The organism is Salipiger sp. ABF4_146, from assembly GCF_056161345.1.
The window spans coordinates 160,971-185,405 of record NZ_JBSWYX010000012.1; the positions used below are offsets into that span (position 1 = coordinate 160,971).

Consider the following 24,435-nt stretch of genomic DNA (forward strand, 5'->3'; position numbering starts at 1 on the left):
TCACGGCCAGATCAGGCGGCGCTGCGCTCAGGCGTGGACCCGGTCGCCGGCCTGCTGCGCGGCTTGCCGGAAATGCGCCGCAAGCTGCGAGACGATGCGCTCACGGGTAACCGCGTCTTCCATCAGCACCTCGTGTTCGCCGCCCTGAATCATCTCCAGCCGACCCTCGGGCCAGCGCGCCATGCGGCTGCGGATGCGGGCGCCGTCGACCACGCGCTCGTTGCTGCCGAGGAAGGTCAGGCAGGGCACCTCCGGCGCGGGCAGCCGCGACAGCGCAAGGCATTCGGCCAGCGCCTCGTGCAGCCAGCGCAGAGACGGGCCGCCAAGCTGCAACTGCGGCACCTCGGTGACCTGCCGCAGCATGTAGTCCCAGCCATCACGGTCGGTGGTCAGCACGTTGCCGGCAAAGGACGTGCGGGTGAGATAGCTGCCGGGGCCGGTGGAGGGGGCATAGAAATGCCCCATGCCGAAACGCGCCCCGGACCAGCTGAGCGCCCATGCCGCCTGCCGCACCGGGCCGAAGAAGCGAATGCCCCACATCGGCGCGGTGAAGGCGGCTCCGGCGACCGGAAGACCGCGCACCAGCGCCCGCAGGCCGATCGCGCCGCCCATGGAATGGCCAAGCAGATGGAACGGCTCTGGCAGCCCAAGATCGCGCGCGGCAGCCAGCATGGCGTCGACGTCGCGCTGGTAATCGGCGAACAGATGCACATGGCCGGTGCGCCCATCCTCGAGCATCCGGTCGGCAAGCCCCTGACCGCGCCAGTCGATGGTCAGCGTGTGCAGACCGCGCGCCGCGAAGGCGAGCGCCACGCGGCCGTATTTCTCGACGTATTCGGTACGGCCGGGGAACAGCAGAACCGTGCCCTCGGCCTGCTCGGGGCCGGGATAATGCGCAAGGCGCAGGCGCAGCCCGTCTTCGGCGCGGACCCAGAGTGCACGCGCCCCCTTGGGACCCTCGGCCAGATCGGCGCGGAAGGGGACCTCGGCGCTCATCCCGCCAGCGTCTTGGCCAGCCGCATCGCCGCGCCCATGTCACCGTCGAGCTGCAGCGCCCCGGTCATAAAGGCGGTGGTCGGGTTCTTCTCGCCGTCGATAATGGCGCGGAAGGTTTCGGTGTCGGCGGTGAGCGTGACATCTGCGTCCGGGTCGTTGGCGCCTATTGCGGCGCGGGCGCCGGTCTCATCGACGATGATCGCGCCTTTGCCTTCGATCACGAACTTCGCCACTCCGGCGAATCCCTCGCCATCGAGTTTCTCGTTCAGCGCGGCGACGGCTGCCTTGACGGTTTCGCTCATGATCCGGACACTCCTCACGAATTCCTGTGCTGGCAATCCAGCGGGCTTGGGTTACACTTCACTCTATGAGCATGCTGTTGCGCGAATTCAAACCTAGAACGGCGCTTGCGCTGGCCCTAGTCACGTTTTCCCTACCCGGTCTCGCATCCGGGCAGGAGGCGGCGCAAGGCAGCGCCGAAGACAGCGTGGCGCCGACCCAGCAAGAGTCGCAGAGCCGCGAGGCGGAGCTTCTGGCCGAACTGGCCGAGGCACCGAGCCCGGAAATTGCCGACCGTGCCGAGCGCGATCTGCGGGCCGAATGGTCTAAATCCGGCTCAGCTGCGATGGATCTGCTGCTCAAGCGTGGCCGCGATGCGCTGGAGGTCGGCGAGCTGGACAAGGCGATCGGCCATCTGACGGCGCTGACCGATCACGCCCCCGCCTTCGCCGAAGGCTGGAGCACGCTGGCGCTGGCTTATTACGCCGATGGCCGCATCGGGCCTGCGATGGATGCGCTGGAACATACGCTGGCGCTCAATCCCAATCATTTTGGTGCCCTGCAGGGTGTCGGCGCGATCCATGAGGAACTGGGCGATCTTGATCTTGCCTATCGGGCCTATTCACGGGTAGTGGAGCTGAGGCCTTACGACGAGACTGTCACAGAGGCGATCGATCGGCTGGAGACGCAGGTAAAGGGCGTTTCTCTCTGAAGGCTCCGGGCGGACCAGCGGGTTCGCTGAAGACGAAAGACAAGGCCCCCCTCTCATGGCCCAACGCGCACGGATCGCGGCCGTCCTCGGCCCGACCAACACAGGCAAGACCCACTACGCCATCGAACGGATGCTGGCGCACAGGACCGGCATGATCGGCCTTCCGCTGCGGCTGCTGGCGCGTGAGGTCTATGACAAGGTGGTTGCCGCACGCGGCCCCTCTGTCGCGGCGCTGATCACCGGCGAAGAGCGCATCGTGCCCCCGCGCGCGCAATACTGGATCTGTACGGTTGAGGCGATGCCCGAGGGGATGGGCTGCGATTTCGTCGCCATCGACGAGATCCAGCTCTGCGCCGACCCCGAGCGCGGCCATGTGTTCACCGACCGCCTGCTGCGTATGCGCGGGCTGAACGAGACGCTGTTTCTGGGCTCCGACACCATGCGCGGGCCGATCTCGCAACTGGTGAAGGGCGTGGAGTTCATGCGCCGCGACCGCATGAGCCAGCTGTTCTACTCGGGCTCGCGCAAGATCTCCCGCATGCCGCCGCGCAGCGCCATCGTCGGCTTTTCGGTCGACAACGTCTACGCCATCGCCGAGCTTCTGCGCCGCACCAAGGGCGGGGCCGCGGTGGTGATGGGCGCGCTCAGCCCGCGCACGCGCAACGCGCAGGTCGATCTCTATCAGAACGGCGATGTCGATTATCTTGTGGCCACCGATGCCATCGGCATGGGGCTCAACCTCGATGTCGATCACGTGGCATTTTCGGCGCTGCGCAAGTTCGACGGGCGCCGCATGCGCGAGTTGCAGCCGAACGAACTGGCGCAGATCGCCGGTCGGGCGGGCAGGGGGATGCGCGATGGCTCGTTCGGCACCACCGGCGATGCGGGGCAGATCGACGAAGAGTGGGTGGAGGCGATCACCAGCCACAGCTTCACCCCGCTGAAAAAGCTCAACTGGCGGAATTCCTCGCTGAAATTCGGCTCGCCCGAGGCGCTGATCGACTCGCTCGAACAGGCGCCGCCGGATCAGAACCTGATCAAAGCGCGCGAGGCAGACGACCTCATGTCGCTGAAATCGCTCAACTCTCAGGCAGAGGTCCGCGCGCGCGCGTCCGACCCGGCCTCGGTAAAGCTGCTTTGGGATGTCTGCCGTATTCCCGATTTCCGCGGGATCAGTCATAATGAACATGCGGCCATGCTGCAGGTGATCTATCAGCACCTGCACGAGCGTGGCAGCATTCCGCGCGATTTCATGGCGCGGCAGGTGAAACGTATTGATCGAACCGATGGCGACATTGATGCGTTGTCGAAACGGCTGGCATTCATTCGCACATGGACTTACGTGGCACAACGCAAAGGCTGGGTGGATGACGAAAGCCATTGGCGCGAGGCGACCCGCGCGGTAGAAGACGCACTGTCCGATGCGCTGCACGCGCGTCTGACTCAAAGATTTGTTGATCGCCGCACATCAGTGCTCTTGCGGCGGTTGAAGCAGAAGGAGGCCCTCTTGGCCGAGGTGAACGACAACGGAGAAGTGACCGTCGAAGGCGAATTCGTCGGTCGGCTCGAGGGGTTCCGGTTCCGGCAGGATGCCGGCGCGACGGGCCAGGAAGCCAAGACGCTGAAGACGGCGTCGCTGCAGGCGCTGGCGCCGCATTTCCACCTGCGGGCGGATCGCTTCTACAATGCCCCCGATACCGAGATCGACTTCACCGAACAGGGTGGTCTGATGTGGGGCGAGCAGGCGGTCGGCAAGCTGCTGAAAGGCGACGACCCGCTGAAGCCGCGGGTTTCGGTCTTCGTCGATGACGAGGCGGGCCCCGAGGTGGCGCAGAAAGTGGAACGCCGTCTGCAGCATTTCATCGACCGCAAGATCGCCGCGCTCTTCGAGCCGCTGGTGAACCTGCAAAAAGACGAAACGCTGACCGGTCTGGCGCGCGGCTTCGGCTTCCGCCTGATAGAGGCGATGGGCATCATCCCGCGCAGCCAAGTGGCCGATGAGGTCAAGCAACTGGATCAGGACGCCCGCGGCGCGCTGCGCAAGCATGGCGTGCGGTTCGGCCAGTACACGATCTTCATGCCGCTGCTGCTCAAGCCCGCGCCGACGCGTCTGCGGCTGGTGCTGTGGTCGCTGTCGAGCGATCTGGACACCTTCCCCGAGGCGCCGCCGCCGGGTCTGGTGACCGTGCCCAACATGCGCGACGTGCCGATGGTGCATTATTCGCTGTCGGGCTACCGCCCGGCGGGTGAGCGGGCGATCCGCATCGACATGCTTGAGCGTCTGGCCGACATGCTGCGCAGCGAAGACAGCCGCGGCGGCTTTGAGGCCAAGGCCGACATGCTGTCGATCACCGGCATGACGCTGGAGCAATTCGCCGACCTGATGGAAGGTCTCGGCTACCGCGCCGAGAAGGGCGAGCGCACCAAGGTGCGGGCGGCTGACAAGGTGCTGACCGAGACCTCCGAACCGACCGGCACGCCGGGCGAGGACGAGCCGGTGTTCGACGCCGCGCAGGAAGAAGAGGCGACCCCCGCCGCGCTGGCCGATCCGACTGCGGAACCGGCACCTGCGGACGTGGTGACTGGCTCCGAGGCCATCGACGACGAGGGCGTCGCCCCGATCGCCGAAACGCCGGAGACGCCGGAAGCTGTCGAAGCGGACGATCACATCCCCGAGGCGTCGGAAACCGAAGTGCTGCCGGGCGAGAGCCCCGATGCGGCGCTGGCCGGCCCCGAGACCGAAGTGTTCTACACCTTCACCTGGGGTGGCAACCGCGGTCGCGGTGGTCGTCAGGGTGCCCGCGACGGTGGCGCCCGCGAGGGTGGCCGTCAGGCACGTGGCAAGGGCGGACCCAAGGGCGGCGGCGGCAAGCCGCGCGGCAAGGGCGGCCCGAAGGGCGGCAAAGGCGGTCCCAAGGGGCCCAAGACCTTTGAGTCGCGCCCCGAGAAGAAGGACCGGATTGATCCGGACAACCCCTTCGCGGCCGCGCTCATGGGCTTTAACAAAGACAAGTCCTAAGCTCTTAGGGCCACGTCACAGTGACCGAACCGGTTCAGAAGATCCGCCTCGACAAATGGCTCTGGCAGGCCCGCTTCTTCAAGACGCGGAGCCTGTCGGCCAAGGCCATCGGGGCGGGTCTTCGCGTGAATGGGACCAATGTATCGAAACCGGCCTTCAATGTCGGGCCGGGGGATGTGCTGACCTTCTCTCAGGCGCGGCAGGTGCGGGTGATCAAGGTGTTGGCGCTTGGCGAGCGGCGGGGGCCGGCGCCCGAGGCGCAGCAGCTCTACGAGGACCTTGATCCGCCCCAGCCGAAATCGAAGGACGACGTTCCACCGGTGAAGCGCCTCGAAGGCAATTCTCGTCCCACCAAGCGTGACCGCAGGAAACTCGATCTTGATCGCGGGCGGACGCTTGAATGATCCGCTGCGCTGGTCTAGCTAAGCGCCCATCAGCCTTTGAGAGACAGCAATGACCTACGTCGTCACCGAAAATTGTATCGCCTGCAAATACACCGACTGCGTCGAAGTCTGCCCGGTGGACTGTTTCTACGAGGGTGAGAATACGCTGGTGATCCACCCCGATGAATGCATCGACTGCGGCGTCTGCGAGCCGGAATGCCCCGCTGACGCGATCCGTCCGGACACCGAGCCGGACATGGAGAAATGGGTGGAGTTCAACCGCAAGTACTCGGAGCTTTGGCCGGTGATCATCACCAAGAAGGACCCGCTGCCCGAAGCCGAAGAGCGCGACGGCGAGGCCGACAAGATGACCAAGTATTTCTCGGAAGCGCCGGGCGAGGGCGACTGACCGGGATCGGCTTCGGCGCGGGGCGCGATTCGTGCCCCCTACGCCAAAAGCCGCACACGGGGGCGCGTTTTCCCCGTAAGGCATTGGTAGAGAAAAACTTCTTTCCGGGCCGGGCGCTCCTAGGAAAGACGTTCGTTTTGTGCTATATTCTGCGCCACTCATGTTGAAACCATGCACACATGACCGGGCCGGTCTGCACCCGGGGGGTTAAGCGAGACGCGTTAACACCAGGCGAACGGAATGCTCTGCATCCCGTCCGCCTTTCTGTCGCGTGTGCACAAGGTTTTGCTGCTAAGGACGCTGTTGGATGACCAAGACCAAGAAGAACGAATTCCGCCCGAACGACTACGTGGTCTACCCCGCCCATGGCGTGGGTCAGATCATGTCGATCGAGGAGCAGGAAATCGCCGGCCTCAAGCTGGAACTGTTTGTGATCTCCTTCGAGAAGGACAAGATGACCCTGCGGGTGCCCACCCATAAGGCTACCGAAATCGGCATGCGTTCACTGTCCTCCCCCGACGTGGTGAGCCAAGCGATGAAGACCCTGAAGGGCAAGGCCAAGGTGAAACGCGCCATGTGGTCGCGCCGCGCTCAGGAATACGAACAGAAGATTAACTCGGGTGACCTGATCGCCATCGCCGAAGTGGTGCGCGACCTGCACCGCGCCGACGACCAGCGCGAGCAGAGCTACTCCGAGCGTCAGCTTTATGAGGCCGCGCTCGAGCGCCTGACCCGCGAAGTCGCGGCTGTCAGCGGTGGCGACGAGGTGGCTGCCGCCCGTCAGGTCGACGAGGTGCTTGGGCTGCGCGCCGCCTGATAAGGCGCATTCTCCCAAAATTGAAAGGGCCGTCCCCGCGGGGACGGCCCTTCTGCTGTGCTGGTGGTTTGCCCCGTGGCGTGTCTCAGTGCAGTTTCAGCTTCGGGCGAATCCGCTTCGAGGCGCCGCCAACCAGCGAACTGAGCGTGGCGCGCCATGTGCCCAGCACCGATTTGCGGTGCAGGAAGTGCAACGAGCGATAGGCGCGGCGGGCCAGCCAGCCCTCGATGGTGATCGTGCCGATCGCCTTGCCCATCAGCGAGCCCACGGCCCCCTCGTTGGAGATCGCCACCAGCGAGCCATGGTCGGCGTAGGAGAAGGGCTTCAACGGTTTGCCTGCCATCTGTGCGGCGATCTGGCGCTCCATGAACTCGGCCTGCTGCGTCGCCACCTGCGCGCGCGGCGGCAGCGAGGTCTCCTTGGCGGGCCAAGGGCAATCGGCGCAGTCGCCAAGCGCGTAGATCGTGTCGTCCGCGAGTGTCTGCAGGGTGGGGCGCACCTTGAGGCGCCCGAGGCCGCCGGTCTCGAACCCGTGCAGCTGCCCGATCACCTCGGGGGCACGCACACCGGCGGCCCAGACGGTCATGTTCGAGGTGAACTCGGTGCCGTCGGCCAGATGCACGGCGCCCGGCTCGATCCGCGCCACCTTGGCACCGCAGTGCACGTCGATGTGCAACTCGCGCAGGTGCCGTTCCACTTTCATCGAGATATTTTCGGGCAGCGCACCCAGCACCCGCGGCGCGGCTTCGAGCACACGGATCGTCACGGCGTCGGGGCGGCGCACCTTGTGGATGCCGTTGCGGGCGAACTGGCCCGCGGCCTCGCGCAATTCCGCGGCCAGTTCGACGCCGGTGGCGCCGGCGCCGATAATGGTCAGCTCCAGCTTGTTGGTCTGCGTGCTCAGGGCACCTGTCTGGAAACGCAGGAACAGGTTCAGCAATTCGGCCTGCAGGCGCTTGGCCTGCGCGGGCGTGTCGAGCATCATGCAGTGCTCGGCAACGCCGGGGGTGCCGAAGTCGTTTGAGCGGCTGCCGATGGCCAGCACGAGGATATCATAGGGCAGGGCGCGGTTGGGCGCGAGCGGGCGGTTGGCCGGATCGTTCACCGCCTGCAGGTGCACCAGCTTTTTCTCGCGGTCGATGCCGATGAACCGCCCGAGGCGAAAGCTGTAGTCATTGCGGTGCGAATGCTCGAGCAGGCTGATCTCTTCGTCGAACCCCTTGGTGCCAGCGGCGAACTCGTGCAGCGAGGGTTTCCACATATGCGAGAGGTTCTCGTCCACCAGCGTGATCTCGGCCTTGCCGTGGCGACCGAAGCGGTGGCTCAGGCGGGTGGCGAGGTTCAGCCCGGCAGTGCCGGCGCCGACGATGACGATTTTTGGGGGCTTGGAGGTCTGTGTCATGATCGAGGCAATTCGCGTCTGTCGGACGGAGGGCGGGACGTGGCCGGCGCCTCTTGCGCAGGTCTTGGTCCACCTCCGGCGGCCTCCGCATACATGACGGCCCTGAGAACAACAGCGACCAATGGGCGCATTGCGTGCACAATCCCGCGATTGGTGGCGCTAGCGCCGCAGTCTGCCGGGAATTTGGGCGCGAGTGCGCCGCAGACCGCGGTGTTTCGCGCCCGCGGCGTACTTTGGAATACCAAATTCCCTTTATTTGTCGCCTGATGGCTGCCCTTCGCTGTATCGGTCGCCGCACTGCAGCGCGCTGAGTGCCCGAGTCGCGCGCCCGCCCCTTGACGCGGCTGCGTCAGGCCGATTCTTCGCGCTGCGCCTCGAGCGCGGTAAAGAGCGCGGTCTCGAGATCCTTCTCCAATTCGCGCGAGCGTTTGATGTAGGCGGGGTTCTCGGCGGGGTGGGTGCCCGGCTCCCACAGTTCGGCCAGTTCGCGCATGGTCTCGCGGTCGTGGCGATAGAATGTCTGCTCGGCGGTGGCGGCCTCATATTCGCTCAGCCCCGCCTCTTCGAGCGCATAGCGGCCGGCGCGCAGCGAGCTGTCGAACATCTCGCGCACCATCTTGTCGGCCCCGGCCTGATAAAGCTCGTAGACATGCGTCCGGTCCCGCGCGCGTGCGATGACGAAAAGATCGGGGCGGATACGCTTGGCAAAGCGCACCAGCTTGGTCGTGGCCTTGGGGTCGTCGAGCGCGGCAACCAGCACCTTGGCTTTGCTTATGCCCGCGGCATGCAGCAGTTCGGGGCGGGTGGGATCGCCGAAAAAGCCCTTCATGCCGAAGTTGCGCATCAGTTCGATGGTCTGCATGTCGTGATCGATCACCACGGTCTGAAAGCCCGAGTTCTGCACCAGCCGGTTGACGATCTGGCCGAAGCGCCCGATGCCGGCGATGATGATCGGGCCCTGACTGTCGATGCGGTCGTCGGCGCGGGGTTCGGCCTTTTCCACCAGTTTGACCGAGAGCCGGTCGTAAAGAATGAACAGCGCCGGGGTGATCAGCATCGACAGCGCCACGACCATCAGCATCCGCTGCCCCAGCGCCTCGGTCAGCACGTTTTGCTGCAGGGCGAAGGAGATGAGCACGAAGCCGAACTCGCCCGCCTGCGCCAGCGATAGGGTGAACAGCATACGGTCGCGCCCCTTGAGCTGGAACAGCCCGCCCAGCACGTGCAGGATCGCGCCTTTGATGAGGATCAGCGCTGCCGTGGCCCCGAGCAGCAGAAACGGCTCGCGCAGGAAGTCGGCAAAGCTGATCCCGGCACCGACTGTGATGAAGAAGAGGCCCAGCAAGAGGCCTTTGAAGGGCTCGATGTCCGCTTCTAGCTGATGCCGGAACTCCGAGTTCGCCAGCACCACGCCCGCAAGGAAGGTGCCGAGCGCCGGGGACAGGCCCACCAGCCCCATCAGAAAGGCGATGCCGACGACGATGAGCAGCGCCACGGCGGTGAACATCTCGGGCAGGCGCGACGCGTTGATATAGCGAAACAGCGGGCGGGCGCCGTAGACCCCGGCGACGATGATCAGCGCGATCGCGCCCAGCGTGACCAGCGCCACGCCCCAGCCGGGCAGCCCCTCGACGATTGACATGCCATGGCCGCCATGCGCGTCCTCTGCCGCGCCATGCGCTCCGTCTGCCGCCACCAGCGGCGAGGCAAGGTGGCTGAGCAGCGGCATCAGAACCAGCATGGGGATCACCGCGATGTCCTGCGTCAGCAGTACCGAAAAGGCACCGCGCCCGCCGTTGGTTTGCATCAGGCCCTTTTCCGAAAGCGTCTGCAGCACGATGGCGGTGGACGACAGCGCAAAGATCATCCCGGCCGCCACCGCGGGCCGCCAGTCGAGCCCGAAGGCCATGGTCAGCCCGGTGACAGCCGCCAGCGTCAGCAGGATCTGCAGACCGCCAAGGCCGATCAGCCTGTGCCGCATGTCCCACAGCGCCTTTGGCTCCAGTTCCAAGCCGATGATGAACAGCATCATCACCACGCCGAATTCGGCGTAGTGGCGCAGATCGTCGGTGTGCGAGACCAGATTCAGCACCGGGCCGATCATGATCCCGGCCAGCAAATAGCCCAGTACGGACCCCAGCCCGAGCCGGGCGGCGATGGGCACCGCGATGACCGCTGCGGCGAGGTAGATCGAGGCCTGAAAAAGCGCGCTTTCCATGTCTGTCCCGTGACTTGCTTTGCTGGCGCATGATGGGACGGGATCGCGCCCGAAGACAAGCGGTGGCAGGCAGGGCTAACCGGATGCGGACGATTTACCGCTGCGCCCCGCGAAGCGGCGCCCGCGCCCCGGCCGGGCTGCGGTGGCTGCGCGCTTGACCGACGCGTGGCGGCGGCGTATTCCAGCGCCGTGGCGATTTGTTGACGGATTGCGGGCCACGTAAAACATGCCGCTAAAAGGTCGGACGAGAGAGCCCCTTTCGCTTGACCGCGAGTGGGGCTTTTTCATTTCCGGCGCAGAGGAACAGCCCGGACACAGAAAGGTGGAAGATCATGGCAGATTTCAAGAAGGCATCGCGGACCGAGCTGGTGCATGGCGGCACCAAGCGCAGCCAGTGGGGAGAGCTGAGCGAGGCAATCTTCCTCACTCAGGGCTTCGCCTATGACAGCGCCGAGCAAGCCGAGGCGCGCTTCATCAAGACCGAGGCGGATGAGTTTATCTATGCCCGCTACGGCAACCCGACCGTCGCCATGTTCGAAGAGCGCATCGCGCTGCTCGAAGGCGCCGAAGATGCCTTCGCCACCGCCTCGGGCATGGCCGCCGTCTCGGGCGCACTGACCGCGATGCTCAAGGCCGGTGACCGGGTGGTCGCGGCGCGCGCGCTCTTCGGGTCCTGCCTTTATGTGCTGGAAACCGTACTGACCCGCTTCGGCGTCGAGGTGGTCTTTGTCGACGGGGCCGATCTGCAGCAATGGGAAGAGGCGCTGGCGCCGGGGGCCGATCTGGTCTTCTTCGAAAGCATGTCGAACCCGACGCTGGAGTTGGTGGACGTCGAGGCCGTCTCCAAGCTCGCGCACGCCAAGGGCGCCAAGGTGGTGGTCGACAACGTCTTCTCGACCCCGGTCTACAGCCGCGCCATCGAGCAGGGCGCCGATGTGGTGGTCTATTCGGCGACCAAGCACATCGACGGTCAGGGCCGGACCCTGGGCGGGGTGATCCTCGGCACACGCGAGATCATCCGCGGCACCATCGAGCCCTACATGAAGCATACCGGCGGCTCGATGAGCCCGTTCACCGCTTGGGTCATGCTCAAGGGGCTGGAGACCATCGACCTGCGCGTGCGCGCCCAGACCGCCTCGGCCGAGGCCATCGCCAAGGCGGTGATCGACCATCCGAAGGTAACCCGCGTCAGCTACCCGGGGCTGGAAAGCCATCCGCAGCACGAGCTGGCGCAGCGCCAGCTTGGGGCAGGGGGCACGATGGTCGCCTTCGAGATCGAAGGCGGAAAAGAGGCGGCCTTCCGCTTTTGCAACGCGCTCAAGGTGATCTTGATCTCCAACAACCTCGGCGACGCGAAATCCATCGCCACGCACCCGGCGACGACCACCCACCAGCGCCTCAGCCCCGAGCAGCGCGAAGGTTTGGGCATCGGCGACGGTCTGATCCGGCTTTCGGTCGGAATCGAGGACACAGGCGATCTTGTTGCCGATATTCAACAAGCTCTTGATGAATCGTGAAGTTTTTGTGGCCGGGTGATTAAACGATTGCCCGGCCACATTTTTGCCCGCAATAGGTGATCCATACGGATAGGTGTGCTCGTATAAGTATCGTAAGTGGTAGAATTTCGGCTAAAACAACCTAAGTACGATGGAACGAACCCCCGCCTCGGAGGGCAGGAAATGAATGTGTATTCCCCGGTAGTAGACCGCAACCCGAACCGTGACGAAGCAGAGGCCGCGCTGGCCGTGCTGCGCAAATGGACCGAGGTGGCCGAAGACAGCGAAATCACGGATCTCGATCCGGCGCTGCTGAAGCTGCTTGGGGCGGCGCAGGATTACCCTGTGTTTTCACGCCAGTATCCCGAAGGCTTCACGGTCGATCCGTCCTACAAGGAGTCCCTGCCGGACCTGCAGAACGGGCCGTCGTCGCTGATCCGTGGCGAGAACCGCCGCATTCAGCATGTGGGTATCTCGAACTTCCGCCTGCCGATCAGCTATCGCACCAAGGAAGGTGCGCCCCTGACCGTCGAGACCTCGGTGACCGGCACGGTCAGCCTCGAGGCCGACAAAAAGGGCATCAACATGTCGCGCATCATGCGCAGCTTCTACACCCACGCCGAAAAGACCTTCAGCTTCGGCGTGATCGAGGCGGCGCTGGACGACTACAAGTCCGATCTGGAGAGCTTTGACGCGCGCATTCAGATGCGCTTCCGCTTCCCGATGAAGATGGACAGCCTGCGCTCGGGCCTGTCGGGCTACCAATACTACGATATCGCGCTGGAACTGATCGAACATGACGGCCTGCGCCAGCGCGTTGTGCACCTCGATTACGTCTACAGTTCGACCTGCCCATGCTCGCTGGAACTGTCCGAGCACGCCCGCCAGTTCCGCGGCCAGCTTGCCACGCCGCACTCGCAGCGCTCGGTGGCGCGCGTGTCGGTGGTGCTGACCGACGAGGAAGACTGGCTGTGGTTCGAAGACCTCGTGGGGCTGTGCCGCTCCGCGGTGCCGACCGAGACGCAGGTGATGGTCAAGCGCGAGGACGAGCAGGCGTTCGCGGAACTGAACGCCGCCAACCCTATCTTTGTCGAAGATGCGGCGCGTCTGTTTGCCGAGGCGCTGCAGGCCGACCCGCGCATCGGCGACTACCGCGTGCTGGCCAGCCATCAGGAAAGCCTGCACTCGCATGACGCGGTGGCGCTGCTGACCGAAGGTCCGACCTTCGCGCAGCAAAGCCTCGATCCGACGCTCTTCCCCAGCCTCATTCATCAGGGCTGAGAGCAGGTCTGGGCCTCGGCCCTGCCGCATTCCTGAGCATTCGCCTCATGCCGCCGGTCACTCCGGCGGCATTTTGCTGCAATGCAGCAAAAGTCGCGGGGTCGGGCATGACGGTAGGTATGCGGCGCGCCATCTTGCAGGTGGAGGGCAACGCAACCCACCGGAGGTCTGGCCATGACCACGAGCAGAACTGCGGAAAACGTCATGATCGCCATGGGGCGCGGCTCGCTGCGCGCCCGTATTGATGCCTATTTCACCCAGCTTGGGCTGGGCGTGAACCCCGGCGGGCTGGCGCGCGCGCGGCTGCGCGAGATCATCGTGCTGGAAAGCCAGACCGACGCCCGTCTGGCTGAAATGGGGCTCACGCGCGAGCAGATTTTGCCACATGTCTTCCGAGACCTTTTCGGCGACTGAGCCTTGCCAGAGCGCGGCGCTTGACAGGGGCGCTTGACAGGGGCGCTTGACAGGGGCGCGGTGCCGGGCGAAGGCTCTGGCCATGTTCGACATCCGCCCCGTTGCCTATGTTCTCGGCCTGCTCGTCACGACGCTTGGCGCCTGCATGCTCGTACCGCTTCTGGTGGATATCGCCGAGGCGCGCGGCGAGTGGCATGTGTTTCTCGAAAGCGCGCTGCTGACCATGTTGATCGGCGGGCTGATCGCGCTGTCCTGCGCCAACGCCGGGCGGCACGGGCTGACCCTGCAGCAGACCTTTCTGCTCACTGTCGGCGCGTGGGTCGTGCTGCCCCTGTTTGGCGGTATTCCCTTCATGCTGGGCGCCACCGAGGCGCGGCTGGTCGACGCGATGTTCGAGGCCATGTCGGGCGTCACCACCACCGGTTCGACGGTGTTCACCGGGCTTGATGATCTGCCCAAGGGCATCTTGCTGTGGCGCGGCATGCTGCAATGGCTGGGCGGGGTGGGGATCATTGTTGTCGCCATGGTGTTCCTGCCCGAGCTGCGCGTGGGCGGCATGCAGATCTTCCGCTCCGAGGCGTTCGAGACCATGGGCAAGATCCTGCCCCGCGCCACCGAGATCGCCTCGTCGATCTCGACCATCTACGTCGGCATGACGCTGGCCTGCGCCGCCGCCTACATGGTCTGCGGCATGAATGCCTTCGATGCCACGGTGCACGCGCTCACCACGCTTTCGACCGGCGGCTTTGCCAATTACGACGCCTCCTTCGGCACCTTTTCGGGCCCGGCGGAATATGTCGCGGCGTTCTTCATGCTCGCCGGGGCGCTGCCCTTCGTGCGCTATGTGCAGATGCTCAACGGCAACCACGTCGCGCTCTGGCGCGACAGTCAGGTGCGCGCCTTCTTCGGCACAGTGTTCGCGTTGGTGGTGGTGATGAGCGTGACCTTGGTGCTCAAGTTTCCGCACCACCCCGAGCAGGCGATCCGCGAGTCGCTGTTCAACATCACCTCGATCATCTCGGGCACCGGCTACGCTTCGGTCGACTATATGGCCTGGGGCGCCTTCCTGATCACTCTGTTCTTCTTCATCGGGCTGATCGGCGGCTGCGCGGGTTCCACCGCCTGTTCGGTGAAGATCTTCCGCTACCAGCTGCTTTTCGCCTCGATCCGCGTGCAGCTGCGCCGCATCCGCGCGCCGCATGGGGTCTTCACCCCGCGCTTTGAGGGGCGCCCCGTCAGTGACGAGGTGCTCAGCTCGGTGATGGCCTATTTCGTCTTCTTCGTGGTCTCGCTTGGTGTGCTGTCGGTGGCACTCGGGTTCACCGGGCTGGATTTCGTCACCTCGCTGTCGGGCGCGGCGACGGCGCTGGCCAACGTCGGGCCGGGGCTGGGCGACATCATCGGGCCAGCGGGCAACTTCGCCACGCTCAACGACACCGCCAAATGGATGCTTGTCTTCGCCATGCTGGTGGGCCGGCTGGAGATCATGGCGGTCTTTGTGCTGTTCACGACGCGCTTCTGGCGCGACTGAGGGCGCCTCCGGCGGGAGTATTTGGAGAAAGATGAAGTATAGAGCTCGCTCCTTTCATCTTTCCAGAAATACTCATGCAAGCCAGCCGCTGCAGCAATGGCCGGGACAGCGCGCCGCCCCGGCCATCATGGTCAGTCCTGCGGCACCAGCTTGCCGGGGTTCATGATGTTCTGCGGATCGAGGGCGCGCTTGATCTGGCCCATCACCTGCCACCCCTCGCCATGCTCGGCGTCCATATAGGCCAGTTTGCCATGGCCGACGCCGTGTTCGCCGGTGCAGGTGCCTCCGAGCCGCAGCGCGCGCTCGGCCATACGGTGCGACAGCGCCTTGGCGGTCTTCAGCTCCTCGGGGCTGTCCGGGTCGATGAGCAGGACGGCGTGGAAGTTGCCGTCGCCCACGTGGCCGAGGATCGGGCCGGGGATGCCGCTGGCGGCGATGTCGGCCTGCGTTTCTTCGACCGCTTCGGTCAGCTGCGAGATCGGCACGCAGATGTCGGTGACCACTGCGCGGGCGCCTTTGCGCGCCGCGAGGATGGCGTAATAGCCGTTATGGCGCATGGCCCAGAGCGCGCGGCGCTCCTCTTCGCGGGCGGACCACTCGAAGGGGCTGCCGCCGTTGTCGGCGACGATCTCGGCGAAGCGTTCGGCGTCCTGTTTCACGCTCTCGGGCGAGCCGTTGAACTCCACCAGAAGGTGCGGGCTCTCGGCCATCTCCATACCGGCATATTCCGAAAAGGCGCGGGCGGTGGCGGCATCGACAAACTCGATGCGGGCCATGGGGATGCCCATCTGGATTGTCTCCATCACGGCGGTCACCGCGCTGCCCATGTCGTCGAAGGCGCAGATGCCCGCGGAGACCGCCTCGGGGATGCCGTGCAGCCGCAGGGTCAGTTCGGTGACGAGGCCCAGCGTGCCCTCGGAGCCGACGAAGAGTGCCGTCAGGTCGAACCCGGCGGCGGATTTGCGGGCGCGGGTGCCGGTCTCGATCATCCGCCCGTCGGCCAGCACGGCCTTGAGACCCAGAACATTGTCGCGCATCGAGCCGTAGCGCACCGTGGTGGTGCCCGACGCGCGGGTCATCGCCATGCCGCCAAGCGAGGCGTTGGCGCCCGGATCGACCGGGAAGAACAGGCCGGTGGCACGCAGCTCCTCGTTCAGGGCCTCGCGGGTGACGCCGGGCTGGATGGTCACATCCATGTCGGCGGGGCGGATCTCCAGAACCTTGTTCATGCGGCTGAAGTCGACGGTGACGCCGCCTTGCACTGCCTGTCCATGGCCTTCAAGCGAGGTGCCGGCGCCCCAGCCGATCACCGGGCAGCCGTGTTCGGCGCAGATCTGCACGATGCGCTGCACCTCTTCGGTGGTTTCAGGATACGCGACGCCATCGGGCGGCGTCAGCGGGAAATAGGACTCGGATCGGCCGTGCAGGTCCAGTTCGGACTTGGAGCGGGTGAATCGTTCGCCTAGGAAGTGATCAAGAGCCTCCAGGGCTTCGGCGACGGGCATAGAGAACCTCCGTGGAAAATCGGGGCGACCTTATCCGCGCCGGGCGGGCTGGGAAAGCCATGCTACACGTGGCCGTGAGGCGCGAGGCAGGGCGCAGGGCAGGACGAAGGCGGAACAGAGGAATGCTGAGCCAACTGACGGCGCAATGGCGCGAAACACGCGCGCTGTGCAACCGGGGATGGGATACGCTGCGGCACAAGGGGCCGGGGCAGATTACCTTCTGGCTGATCGCGCTGTTCGTCGGGGCCGCCGCGGGCTTTGCCGCCTTGCTGTTCCGGCTTGCCATCGAGCGGCTGCAGGCCTTTGTCTACGGCACTGAGGACGTCAACCTGCTGGCCAGTTTCGCGCAGACCCTGCCGTGGATTTACGTGCTGCTGATCCCGGTGACGGGCGGCGCGGTGGTCGGGCTTATCTTGCAGAAGTTCACCCCTGATGGGCGCGTGCGCAGCGTTTCCGATGTGATCGAGGGCGCGGCGCTCAACGATGGGCGGGTAGAGAAGAAGGCGGGCATCGCCTCGGCGCTGTGCTCGTGGATCACCCTGTCGACCGGCGGCTCCACCGGGCGCGAGGGGCCGGTGGTGCATATCGCCGCGATGATCTCTTCTTGGGTGTCCAACCTTTTGCGCGTCGACGGGATCACCGGGCGCGATCTGCTGGGCTGCGCCGTGGCGGCGGCGGTTTCGGCCAGCTTCAACGCGCCGATTGCCGGGGCGCTGTTTGGTCTTGAGGTGGTGCTGCGCCATTTCGCGCTGCATGCCTTTGCCCCGATCGTCGTGGCCAGCGCCGCGGGCACGGTGATCAACCGGCTTTATTTCGGCGACGTCACAGAGTTCGTGCTGCCCGGCACCACCACCGTGCAATTCTATCTCGAACTGCCCGCCTTCTTTCTGATGGGGCTGGTCTGCGGGCTGGTGGCGGTGCTGATGATCAAGGCGCTGTTCTGGTCTGATGGCGTCGGCACGGCGATCCAGAAGCGCCTCGGGCTGCCGCATTGGCTGCGCCCGGCGGTGGCGGGGCTGATGCTGGGCGCCATCGCGATCTTCTATCCGCACATCATCGGCGTCGGCTATGAAACCACCTCGCGGGCTCTGTCGGGCCAGCTGACGCTGAATCAGGCGATGATTTTTGCCGTGGTGAAAGTGGCTGCGGTGTCGATCACCATGGCTGGGCGTATGGGCGGCGGCGTCTTCTCACCCTCGCTGATGCTGGGCGCGCTCACCGGGCTGGCCTTTGCGCATGTGGCCACGGGGCTCTTCCCCGAGCAAAGTTCGGTCTTCACGCTCTATGCGCTGGCGGGCATGGGCGCGGTGGCGGCGGCGGTGCTGGGCGCGCCGATCTCGACCACGCTGATCGTGTTTGAGCTGACCGGTGACTGGCAGACCGGGCTGGCGGTGATGATCTCGGTGTCGATGTCCACGGCGCTGGCCTCGCGGTTGGTGCATCGCAGCTTCTTCCTGTCGCAACTCGAGCGCCGCAACGTGCATCTTGCGGCCGGACCGCAGGCCTATCTGCTGGCGATGTTCCGGGTGCAGGGGGTGATGCGCAAACCCACTGACGAAGGCGCGGCGGATCAGGAGGCCTGTCTGCGGATGATCGAGCAGGGGCTGTTTCTCAATGCGCAGGCGACGCTGGAGGCGGCGCTGCCGCTGTTCGACAAATCAGGCGTGGCCTATCTGCCCGTGGTGACCCGCAAGAGCCGCGAAGACCCGCCGGTTCTGCAGGGGGCGCTGTTCCACGTCGATGCGCTGAAGGCCTACAACCGCGCGCTGGCCGCCACGGCAGAGGAAGAGCACAGCTGAGGCTGGCGCAGCAGAGGTCGTCACGCGCCGGCGCGGTGAGACATGCTTGAAAAACGGGCGAACCCCTGTGAGGTTGGTCCTGTGATCGGCGGTCTTTTGCCTTTTCTTGCCCCTGCACCGATTTTCTGACGTAGGGTCAGCGCGCGATGTCCTTTAAAAATCGCTCCGATTGGTCCATCTGGATTTATCATGATAAATTACAGACGAGGATGTCTATGACCCGATTTACGCGGCTCCCCAAGAAAGTCTGGGACTTACTGAACCCCACCGAGCCCTCGACGGGCTTTCTGGTTGGTTTCATGGCGAGCGCGATTTTGGTGTTTGCGGCAGGTCTGGCCATCGGCGGCCACATCTAAAGCACATCTGGGGCCCGGAGCCGCGAGGTCGCGGACATGGCGGACACCCCCAAGACCAATCGACACGACCGGTCTTGTACCGGCGGTCCTGTATGAAGACGCCCCCGCAGTGCGCTGCGAGGGCGTTTTGTTTTTTGCACGTGTCGCGGGCAAAAGTCCTCAGGCCAGTTCCAGCGTGACCTCGATGTTGCCGCGCGTGGCGTCGGAGTAGGGGCAAACCTCATGCGCGCGGTTGAGAATGGTCTCGGCGGTCTCGCGGTCCAGACCCGGCATCTTGGCGATCAGCTTTACCACCAGTTCAAAGCCGCCGCTCTCTTTGGCACCGATGGCCACCTCGGCATCCACCGTCGCCGCGTCCGGTACGGTGCCCAGCTTCTCGCTCTGCGCGACAAAGCGCATGGCGCTGAGGAAGCAGGCGGCATAGCCCATGGCGAACAGCTGTTCGGGGTTGTGCCCCTTGCCGGCACCTCCGAGTTCCTTCGGCGCGTTCATCGTCACGGTCAGCAGGCCCGAGGTCAGCTTGGTGATGCCATCACGGCCATTGCCCGAGGCTTGGGCCTGCGTGCGATACTTGATGTCGAGGGACATGGGCGGTCTCCTTTATCTCGCGATTAAATCGTGCGCGATAGATATGGTGCGCCGGGAGGAAGTCAATCGCTTGAGAAAGGATCGCGCGCGATTTATATTTCGCCCATGACACTCGCACCGCAAGACATGGTCTGTTTCTCGCTCTATTCCGCCGTGCATGCGCTGCAGCAGGCCTACCGCCCGCATCTGGAAAAGCTCGGGCTGACCTATCCGCAGTTTCTGGTGATGAGCGCGCTCTGGGCTGCAGAGGCGCCGCCGACGGTGGGGGCGTTGTCGCGCCAGTTGCAGCTTGAATCCAGCACACTGACACCGCTGCTCAAGCGGCTGGAAGGCATGGGTTTGGTGACCCGGCGGCGCGATGAACAAGACGAGCGGCAGGTGCGTATCAGCCTCACTGAAGCGGGGGCGGCGATGGAGGCGCGCACCGCGCATATCGCGGGCTGTATCTCTGAACAGGCAGGGATGAGCGTCGATGAGCTTCTGGCGCTGCGCGATCAGGTCAGCCGCCTGCGGGACAATCTGCGCAAGGACTGAGTGCGCCCCGAGACAGGCGCGGCGCAGAAAAAAGCCGGCCCCGAAAAGGGACCGGCGCGCAGGTGATGGAGGCAAGGCGCGGGGCCGGGTGCCTCAGACCTGTTCGACCGCCACGCCATCCTGCAGATCGAAGGCGAGGTAGCCCTTGATCTCAGAGGCTTCGGGTTTCGGGTCGGTGTAGGAATAGACCGCATTGTCGTAGCTGCGGCTTTTCGAGGCGATATGGTAGTGCTCGGCGTCGCCAAGGGCGGCGCTGGTGCTCCGGTATCCGCTCGGTTCGAGGAAGGCCATGGCCACGTCCTCGCGCGGGAAGTAGATGGTCTGGGGCTTGTCGCCCTCGGTCAGCTCCAGCGCGCGGGTGCTTTCGCCGAGAACCGCGCCGCCGGCGCGAATGACCCAAGTGCCCGTGGCCGGGCGGACGGCAATCTGTTTCAACATCATGTCTCTCCCGTTATCCGCCCATCATATACCAACGCCAGTGCGACAGTCCTGTGTCAAAGCGGCGCGCAGGCCGCTTCGAGCCAGTCCCGCACGGCGCCTGTGACAAGCGGAGCGATGCGTTCGAAAACCCCGGCGTGATAGCTGTCGAGCCAGTCACGTTCCGCAGCGGTCAGCAGTCCCGTGTCAATCAGACGCCGGTCAATCGGCACCCAAGTCAGGGTTTCGAAGCGCAGCATATCGGCGACGCTTTGGCCGGGCAGGGGAGACGCGGGTTCCACCGCGATGAGGTTCTCAATGCGGATACCATAAGATCCCTCGCGATAGAAGCCCGGCTCGTTGGAAAGGATCATCCCCGCTTCCAGCGGCACGGTGCCGGTGCGGGCGATGCGCTGCGGCCCTTCGTGCACCGACAGGTAAGCGCCGACGCCATGGCCGGTGCCATGGCCATAGTCGAGCCCCGCTTCCCACAGGTGCATCCGCGCCAGCGCGTCTATGTCGCGGCCCGCCAGGCCTTTGGGAAAGCGCAGCCGCGACAGGCCGATCATCCCCTTGAGCACACGGGTGAAGGCGGCGCGCTCTTCGTCGCCCACGGCGCCGATGGCCATGGTGCGGGTGATGTCGGTGGTGCCGTCCACGTATTGTCCGCCGCTGTCGATCAGCAGCAGCTCGCCCGCCTGTACCGTGCGGTTCGTCTCTTCGGTGACCCGGTAGTGCACGATGGCCCCGTTGGGCCCGGCTCCAGAGATGGTCTCGAAGGAGATGTCGCGCAGCGCGTTGGTGGCGCGGCGTTCCTCTTCCAGCGCGACGACGGCGTCGATCTCGGTGAAGGCGCCGGGCGTCTGGCTGTCCACCCAGTGCAGGAAGCGCACCATGGCCGCGCCGTCGCGCAGATGCGCCTCGCGCGCGCCCTGCAGTTCGGCGGCGTTCTTGCGCGCCTTGGGCAGCAGGCAGGGGTCGGCGGCCTCGATGATCTCGCGGCCCTCCAGCGCATCGAGCACCGCGACGGGGCAGCTGGCCGGATCGATCTGCACCGGACCTTCCAGCGCGGCGAGCGCACCGGCAAAGGCCTCGGGGGCGGCGATCTCGACCTTCGGGCCAAGGTGTTCGCCCAGCCCCGTAAGCTTCTGCCCCGCCATGAAGAGCGATACATGCCCGTCCGTATGCAGGATGGCAAAGCCATGCGGCACCGGGTTGCGCGGCACATCCGAGCCGCGGATGTTGAGCAGCCATGCAAGGCTGTCGGGCAGGGTGATCACGCAGGCCTGCGCCTTGGCAAGACCCTTCGAAAGCCGGTCGATCTTCGCCGCGTGCGCCTCGCCGGCCAGTTCCACCGGCTGAACAAAGACCTCGCCCATGGGCGGCGCGGGCTGATCAGCCCAGATCCGGTCCACGAGGTTGTCGCAGCGGCGCAGTGCCACCGGCCCAAGCCCGCGCTCCAGTGCGCGCATCTGGTCCACCGAGAAGAGCCACGGATCGATGCCGACGCTGCCGCCCTCGGGCAGCGCGTCGGCGATCCATTCGGCCAGCCCGACCTCGGGCCAGTCCACCGGGGTGAACTCCTTGGCGACCTGCGCCTTGACCTGCACCCGGTAGCGCCCGTCGACGAACACGCCCGCCCGATCCGTCAGCGCCGCGCAATAGCCGGCCGAGCCCGTGAAGCCGGTGAGCCACGCCAGCCGGTCATCGCGCGGCGCGACGTACTCGCCCTGATGCGCGTCGGCGCGCGGCACCAGAAAGCCGCTCAGCCCCTCTTTGGCCAGTTCGCTGCGCAGTGCGGCCAGCCGCGGCGGGCCCTGCTCGGGGGATGCGCTCTGCTCGAAAGTCTGGAACATGCGGCGGTCTCCTGATGTCATGTGCAGAAAAAAAGAGGAGGGGCGCTGCCCCTCGTCGTCATCTCGCTTGCGCCTAGACGAAGCGGCAGGCGCGCATCTTCGTCTAGATACAAATATCCCGGGGAGCCCGAGGGGCAGCGCCCCTCGGCCTTGGTTCGGCTTACATGGCGCGCTTCATGCCCATGACACGCGCCCGCGCCCGCGGGTCGGAATCGAACAGCGCGGCAAGCTGCTCGGTCATCGCGCCGGCCAGTTGCTCGACGTCGGTGATGGTCACCGCGCGCTCGTAGTAGCGGGTCACGTCGTGGCCGATGCCGATGGCCAGCAGTTCCACCTGCTTCTTGCGCTCGACCATGGCGATCACGTCGCGCAGGTGTTTCTCGAGGTAGTTGGCGGGGTTCACCGAAAGCGTGGAATCGTCCACCGGCGCGCCATCGGAGATCACCATGAGGATCTTGCGCGCCTCGGGGCGGTGCGCCATGCGGCGGTGCGCCCATTCCAGCGCTTCGCCGTCGATGTTCTCTTTCAGCAGGCCCTCTTTCATCATCAGCCCGAGGTTGTCGCGCACCCGGCGCCACGGCGCGTCGGCGCTCTTGTAGATGATGTGGCGCAGATCGTTGAGGCGACCGGGCTGTTGTTCGCGGCCCTCGTTGAGCCACTTCTCGCGCGCCAGCCCGCCCTTCCACGCGCGGGTGGTGAAGCCGAGGATCTCGACCTTCACCGAGCAGCGTTCAAGGGTGCGCGCCAGCACGTCGGCACAGATCGCGGCAATGGAGATCGGCCGGCCGCGCATCGAGCCAGAGTTGTCGAGCAGCAGCGTCACCACCGTATCGCGGAACTCCATGTCCTTCTCGACCTTGAACGACAGCGGCGTGGTGGGGTTGGCGACAACGCGGGCAAGCCGGCCGGCATCCAGCACGCCTTCCTCCTTGTCGAACTCCCACGAGCGGTTCTGCTGCGCCTGCAGGCGGCGCTGCAGCTTATTGGCAAGCCGCGAGACCGCGCCCTTCAGCGGCTCAAGCTGCTGGTCGAGATAGGCGCGCAGCCGTTCCAGTTCCTGCGCCTCGGCCAGTTCTTCGGCGGGAATCTCTTCGTCGTGGGTGGAATCGAAGACCTTGTATTCGGGGTCCGCCTCGGAGGCCGGAGCAGGGGCGGGCGGCTCCATCGGGGCCTCGCCTTCGGGCATCTCGGCCTCTTCGCCAAGCTCCTGATCGGCCATCTCGTCGGCGGAAACCTGTGCCTGGCTCTGATCCTGGGTCTGCTCCTGCGACTGCTCGGGCGACGCCTCGGCCTCGTCGTCGTCCTGATCGTCCTGACCGGTGCTGTCGGGCTGCTGATCGTCGTCCGAGCCGGGATCAGCCTCCTCCTCGGACTCATCGTCAAGCTGATCGGGATCCTCGCCAAGCTGATCGCCATAGCCCAGATCGGTGATCACCCGCCGCGCGAAGCGGGCGAAGGCGGCCTGATCGGCAAGCGTCTCCTGCAGGTCTTCGAGCGTGCCGCCGGCCTGCTCTTCGATGAAGCCGCGCCACAGTTCCATCACATGGGCGGCGTCCTTGGGCAGTTCGCGCCCGGTGGCGAGGTGGCGGATCAGATAGCCCGCGGCCACCGGCAAGGGGGCCTCGGAGGCTTCGTTGACCTGACCATAGCCGCGGCGCGCCGCCTCATGGCCGATCTTGGCGTCGATATTGCCGGCGGTGCCGGGCATGTCGCGGGCGCCCATCGCCTCGCAGCGGGCGGTCTCCATCGACTCGTAAAGCTCGCGCGCGATGTCGCCCGGCGGCGCGTAGCGGGCGTGCGTCGCGCCATCGTGGTAGCGCCGGTACAGCGCCAGCGCATCGGCGGTGCCGCGGGCCAAAAGCACCTCGTCGCGGCTTAGCCGGCGCGACACCTGCGGCAGGCGCATGATGTCGCCGGAGACGCCCGAAGGGTCGACGGAATAGTTCACCGAAAGCTCGGGGTCGTCGGCCATGACCTTGGTGGCCTCGGCCAGCGCCTTCTTGAACGGATCTGCGGGGTTGTCGGTGTCGCGTGCCATGGGCACAGGTTTCGCGCCGTGGCGGGGAATTGGCAAGAGGGAAGGCGCGCGCGAAGCACACATCTTTCGCGCGCGGAGCCTTTGCCTCCCCTAGCTTCCCGCGCTCAGCCCCGCGCAGGCGTCGGCGCGCCGCTCAAACAGCGCGGCGCTCTGCCGATCGCCCTTGAGCAGCGAGCGGTAGAGCAGCCGCGCATCGGGCAATTCTTCGAGGATCACGTCGCGCAGCGCGGTCTGCGACAGACCGGCGGCGCGGGCGCGGGCGGCAAAATCACCGGCCAGCGCCTCGCTGGTCGGCGCGGCGCCGGCAAACGCCGGGTGATCGGCCGCCTCCAGCGCGGCGCCCTGCCAGAGCGCGGCGCAGCGCGCGGCGGCCTCGCCTGCGGCC

The 24,435-nt window shown here is 65.7% G+C and carries 22 protein-coding genes and 1 riboswitch; of the genes, 12 read left to right on the forward strand and 10 right to left on the reverse strand.

The genetic code is table 11. The annotated features are described in order from the left end of the window. Positions 1-27: 27 nt before the first annotated feature. On the reverse strand, positions 28-996 hold the full coding sequence (locus ACXAJT_RS18130; RefSeq protein WP_475237448.1) for an alpha/beta fold hydrolase: 969 nt from the start codon (positions 994-996) through the stop codon (positions 28-30). Continuing rightward, positions 993-1,298, reverse strand: a complete 306-nt coding sequence (locus tag ACXAJT_RS18135) for an SCP2 sterol-binding domain-containing protein (protein WP_475237449.1) — start codon at positions 1,296-1,298, stop codon at positions 993-995. Before ACXAJT_RS18135 ends, ACXAJT_RS18130 begins: the two co-directional genes overlap by 4 nt. Before the next feature lie 71 nt (positions 1,299-1,369). Here ACXAJT_RS18135 and ACXAJT_RS18140 point away from each other — a divergent pair, with 71 nt between their 5' ends. The 5 genes from ACXAJT_RS18140 to ACXAJT_RS18160 all read left to right on the forward strand — a co-directional run bounded on the left by ACXAJT_RS18140 (position 1,370) and on the right by ACXAJT_RS18160 (position 6,615). Continuing rightward, entirely contained in the window at positions 1,370-1,987 is a 618-nt protein-coding gene (locus ACXAJT_RS18140) for a tetratricopeptide repeat protein (RefSeq protein ID WP_475237473.1), read from the forward strand. A gap of 55 nt (positions 1,988-2,042) precedes the next feature. Continuing rightward, positions 2,043-5,006 carry a helicase-related protein gene (locus ACXAJT_RS18145; RefSeq protein ID WP_475237450.1) on the forward strand — a complete coding sequence of 988 codons (2,964 nt, stop codon included), beginning with the start codon at positions 2,043-2,045 and terminating at the stop codon, positions 5,004-5,006. Between the two features lie 20 nt (positions 5,007-5,026). After that, the gene (locus ACXAJT_RS18150; protein WP_475237451.1) at positions 5,027-5,410 is read left to right on the forward strand and encodes an RNA-binding S4 domain-containing protein; all 384 of its coding nucleotides are present in this window, start codon (positions 5,027-5,029) and stop codon (positions 5,408-5,410) included. 49 nt (positions 5,411-5,459) lie between these two features. Further along, a complete protein-coding gene (fdxA, locus tag ACXAJT_RS18155; protein ID WP_475237452.1) occupies positions 5,460-5,798 on the forward strand; it encodes a ferredoxin FdxA in 339 nt (112 codons plus the stop codon). A 307-nt stretch (positions 5,799-6,105) separates the two neighbouring features. Beyond that, a complete protein-coding gene (locus ACXAJT_RS18160; protein ID WP_066105780.1) occupies positions 6,106-6,615 on the forward strand; it encodes a CarD family transcriptional regulator in 510 nt (169 codons plus the stop codon). Between the two features lie 85 nt (positions 6,616-6,700). On the opposite strand, the gene ACXAJT_RS18165 is transcribed toward ACXAJT_RS18160, so the two are convergent. Then, positions 6,701-8,017 carry an NAD(P)/FAD-dependent oxidoreductase gene (locus tag ACXAJT_RS18165; protein WP_475237453.1) on the reverse strand — a complete coding sequence of 439 codons (1,317 nt, stop codon included), beginning with the start codon at positions 8,015-8,017 and terminating at the stop codon, positions 6,701-6,703. Between the two features lie 349 nt (positions 8,018-8,366). Continuing rightward, a complete protein-coding gene (locus ACXAJT_RS18170; protein ID WP_475237454.1) occupies positions 8,367-10,235 on the reverse strand; it encodes a monovalent cation:proton antiporter-2 (CPA2) family protein in 1,869 nt (622 codons plus the stop codon). 179 nt (positions 10,236-10,414) lie between these two features. Beyond that, a riboswitch (SAM riboswitch) is annotated at positions 10,415-10,491 on the forward strand. A 76-nt stretch (positions 10,492-10,567) separates the two neighbouring features. On the opposite strand from ACXAJT_RS18170, the gene metZ reads away from it, so the two are divergent. The 4 genes from metZ (at position 10,568) to ACXAJT_RS18190 (ending at position 14,957) form a co-directional block, all read left to right on the forward strand. Beyond that, positions 10,568-11,752: an O-succinylhomoserine sulfhydrylase gene (gene metZ, locus ACXAJT_RS18175; RefSeq protein WP_475237455.1), complete on the forward strand. Its 1,185-nt coding sequence runs from the start codon at positions 10,568-10,570 to the stop codon at positions 11,750-11,752. Between the two features lie 162 nt (positions 11,753-11,914). Further along, the gene (folE2, locus tag ACXAJT_RS18180; protein ID WP_475237456.1) at positions 11,915-13,012 is read left to right on the forward strand and encodes a GTP cyclohydrolase FolE2; all 1,098 of its coding nucleotides are present in this window, start codon (positions 11,915-11,917) and stop codon (positions 13,010-13,012) included. A 174-nt stretch (positions 13,013-13,186) separates the two neighbouring features. After that, positions 13,187-13,426, forward strand: coding sequence for a hypothetical protein (locus tag ACXAJT_RS18185; protein ID WP_475237457.1), 240 nt, complete (start codon positions 13,187-13,189; stop codon positions 13,424-13,426). 82 nt (positions 13,427-13,508) lie between these two features. Beyond that, entirely contained in the window at positions 13,509-14,957 is a 1,449-nt protein-coding gene (locus tag ACXAJT_RS18190; protein WP_475237458.1) for a TrkH family potassium uptake protein, read from the forward strand. A gap of 131 nt (positions 14,958-15,088) precedes the next feature. Here the strand turns inward: ACXAJT_RS18190 and ACXAJT_RS18195 are convergent, their stop codons facing one another. After that, on the reverse strand, positions 15,089-16,462 hold the full coding sequence (locus tag ACXAJT_RS18195; protein ID WP_475237459.1) for an FAD-binding oxidoreductase: 1,374 nt from the start codon (positions 16,460-16,462) through the stop codon (positions 15,089-15,091). A 122-nt stretch (positions 16,463-16,584) separates the two neighbouring features. Here ACXAJT_RS18195 and ACXAJT_RS18200 point away from each other — a divergent pair, with 122 nt between their 5' ends. Both ACXAJT_RS18200 and ACXAJT_RS18205 read left to right on the forward strand, forming a co-directional pair. Continuing rightward, complete coding sequence (locus ACXAJT_RS18200) at positions 16,585-18,261, forward strand: chloride channel protein (RefSeq protein WP_475237460.1); 1,677 nt, start codon at positions 16,585-16,587, stop codon at positions 18,259-18,261. A gap of 215 nt (positions 18,262-18,476) precedes the next feature. Continuing rightward, positions 18,477-18,617, forward strand: coding sequence for a hypothetical protein (locus tag ACXAJT_RS18205; protein WP_475237461.1), 141 nt, complete (start codon positions 18,477-18,479; stop codon positions 18,615-18,617). A 159-nt stretch (positions 18,618-18,776) separates the two neighbouring features. On the opposite strand, the gene ACXAJT_RS18210 is transcribed toward ACXAJT_RS18205, so the two are convergent. Further along, complete coding sequence (locus tag ACXAJT_RS18210) at positions 18,777-19,205, reverse strand: organic hydroperoxide resistance protein (protein WP_475237462.1); 429 nt, start codon at positions 19,203-19,205, stop codon at positions 18,777-18,779. 105 nt (positions 19,206-19,310) lie between these two features. Here ACXAJT_RS18210 and ACXAJT_RS18215 point away from each other — a divergent pair, with 105 nt between their 5' ends. Continuing rightward, complete coding sequence (locus ACXAJT_RS18215) at positions 19,311-19,739, forward strand: MarR family winged helix-turn-helix transcriptional regulator (protein ID WP_475237463.1); 429 nt, start codon at positions 19,311-19,313, stop codon at positions 19,737-19,739. A 93-nt stretch (positions 19,740-19,832) separates the two neighbouring features. Here ACXAJT_RS18215 and ACXAJT_RS18220 read toward each other — a convergent pair whose 3' ends face one another. From ACXAJT_RS18220 to ACXAJT_RS18235, 4 genes are all read right to left on the reverse strand, one after another. Beyond that, on the reverse strand, positions 19,833-20,177 hold the full coding sequence (locus tag ACXAJT_RS18220) for a DUF427 domain-containing protein (RefSeq protein WP_475237464.1): 345 nt from the start codon (positions 20,175-20,177) through the stop codon (positions 19,833-19,835). Between the two features lie 56 nt (positions 20,178-20,233). Continuing rightward, the gene (locus ACXAJT_RS18225) at positions 20,234-22,012 is read right to left on the reverse strand and encodes an aminopeptidase P family protein (RefSeq protein WP_475237465.1); all 1,779 of its coding nucleotides are present in this window, start codon (positions 22,010-22,012) and stop codon (positions 20,234-20,236) included. A gap of 160 nt (positions 22,013-22,172) precedes the next feature. Then, a complete protein-coding gene (gene cobT / locus ACXAJT_RS18230) occupies positions 22,173-24,050 on the reverse strand; it encodes a cobaltochelatase subunit CobT (protein WP_475237466.1) in 1,878 nt (625 codons plus the stop codon). A gap of 90 nt (positions 24,051-24,140) precedes the next feature. Next, positions 24,141-24,435, reverse strand: a 295-nt coding sequence (locus tag ACXAJT_RS18235) for a hypothetical protein (RefSeq protein ID WP_475237467.1), incomplete at its 5' end; no start/stop codon positions are given.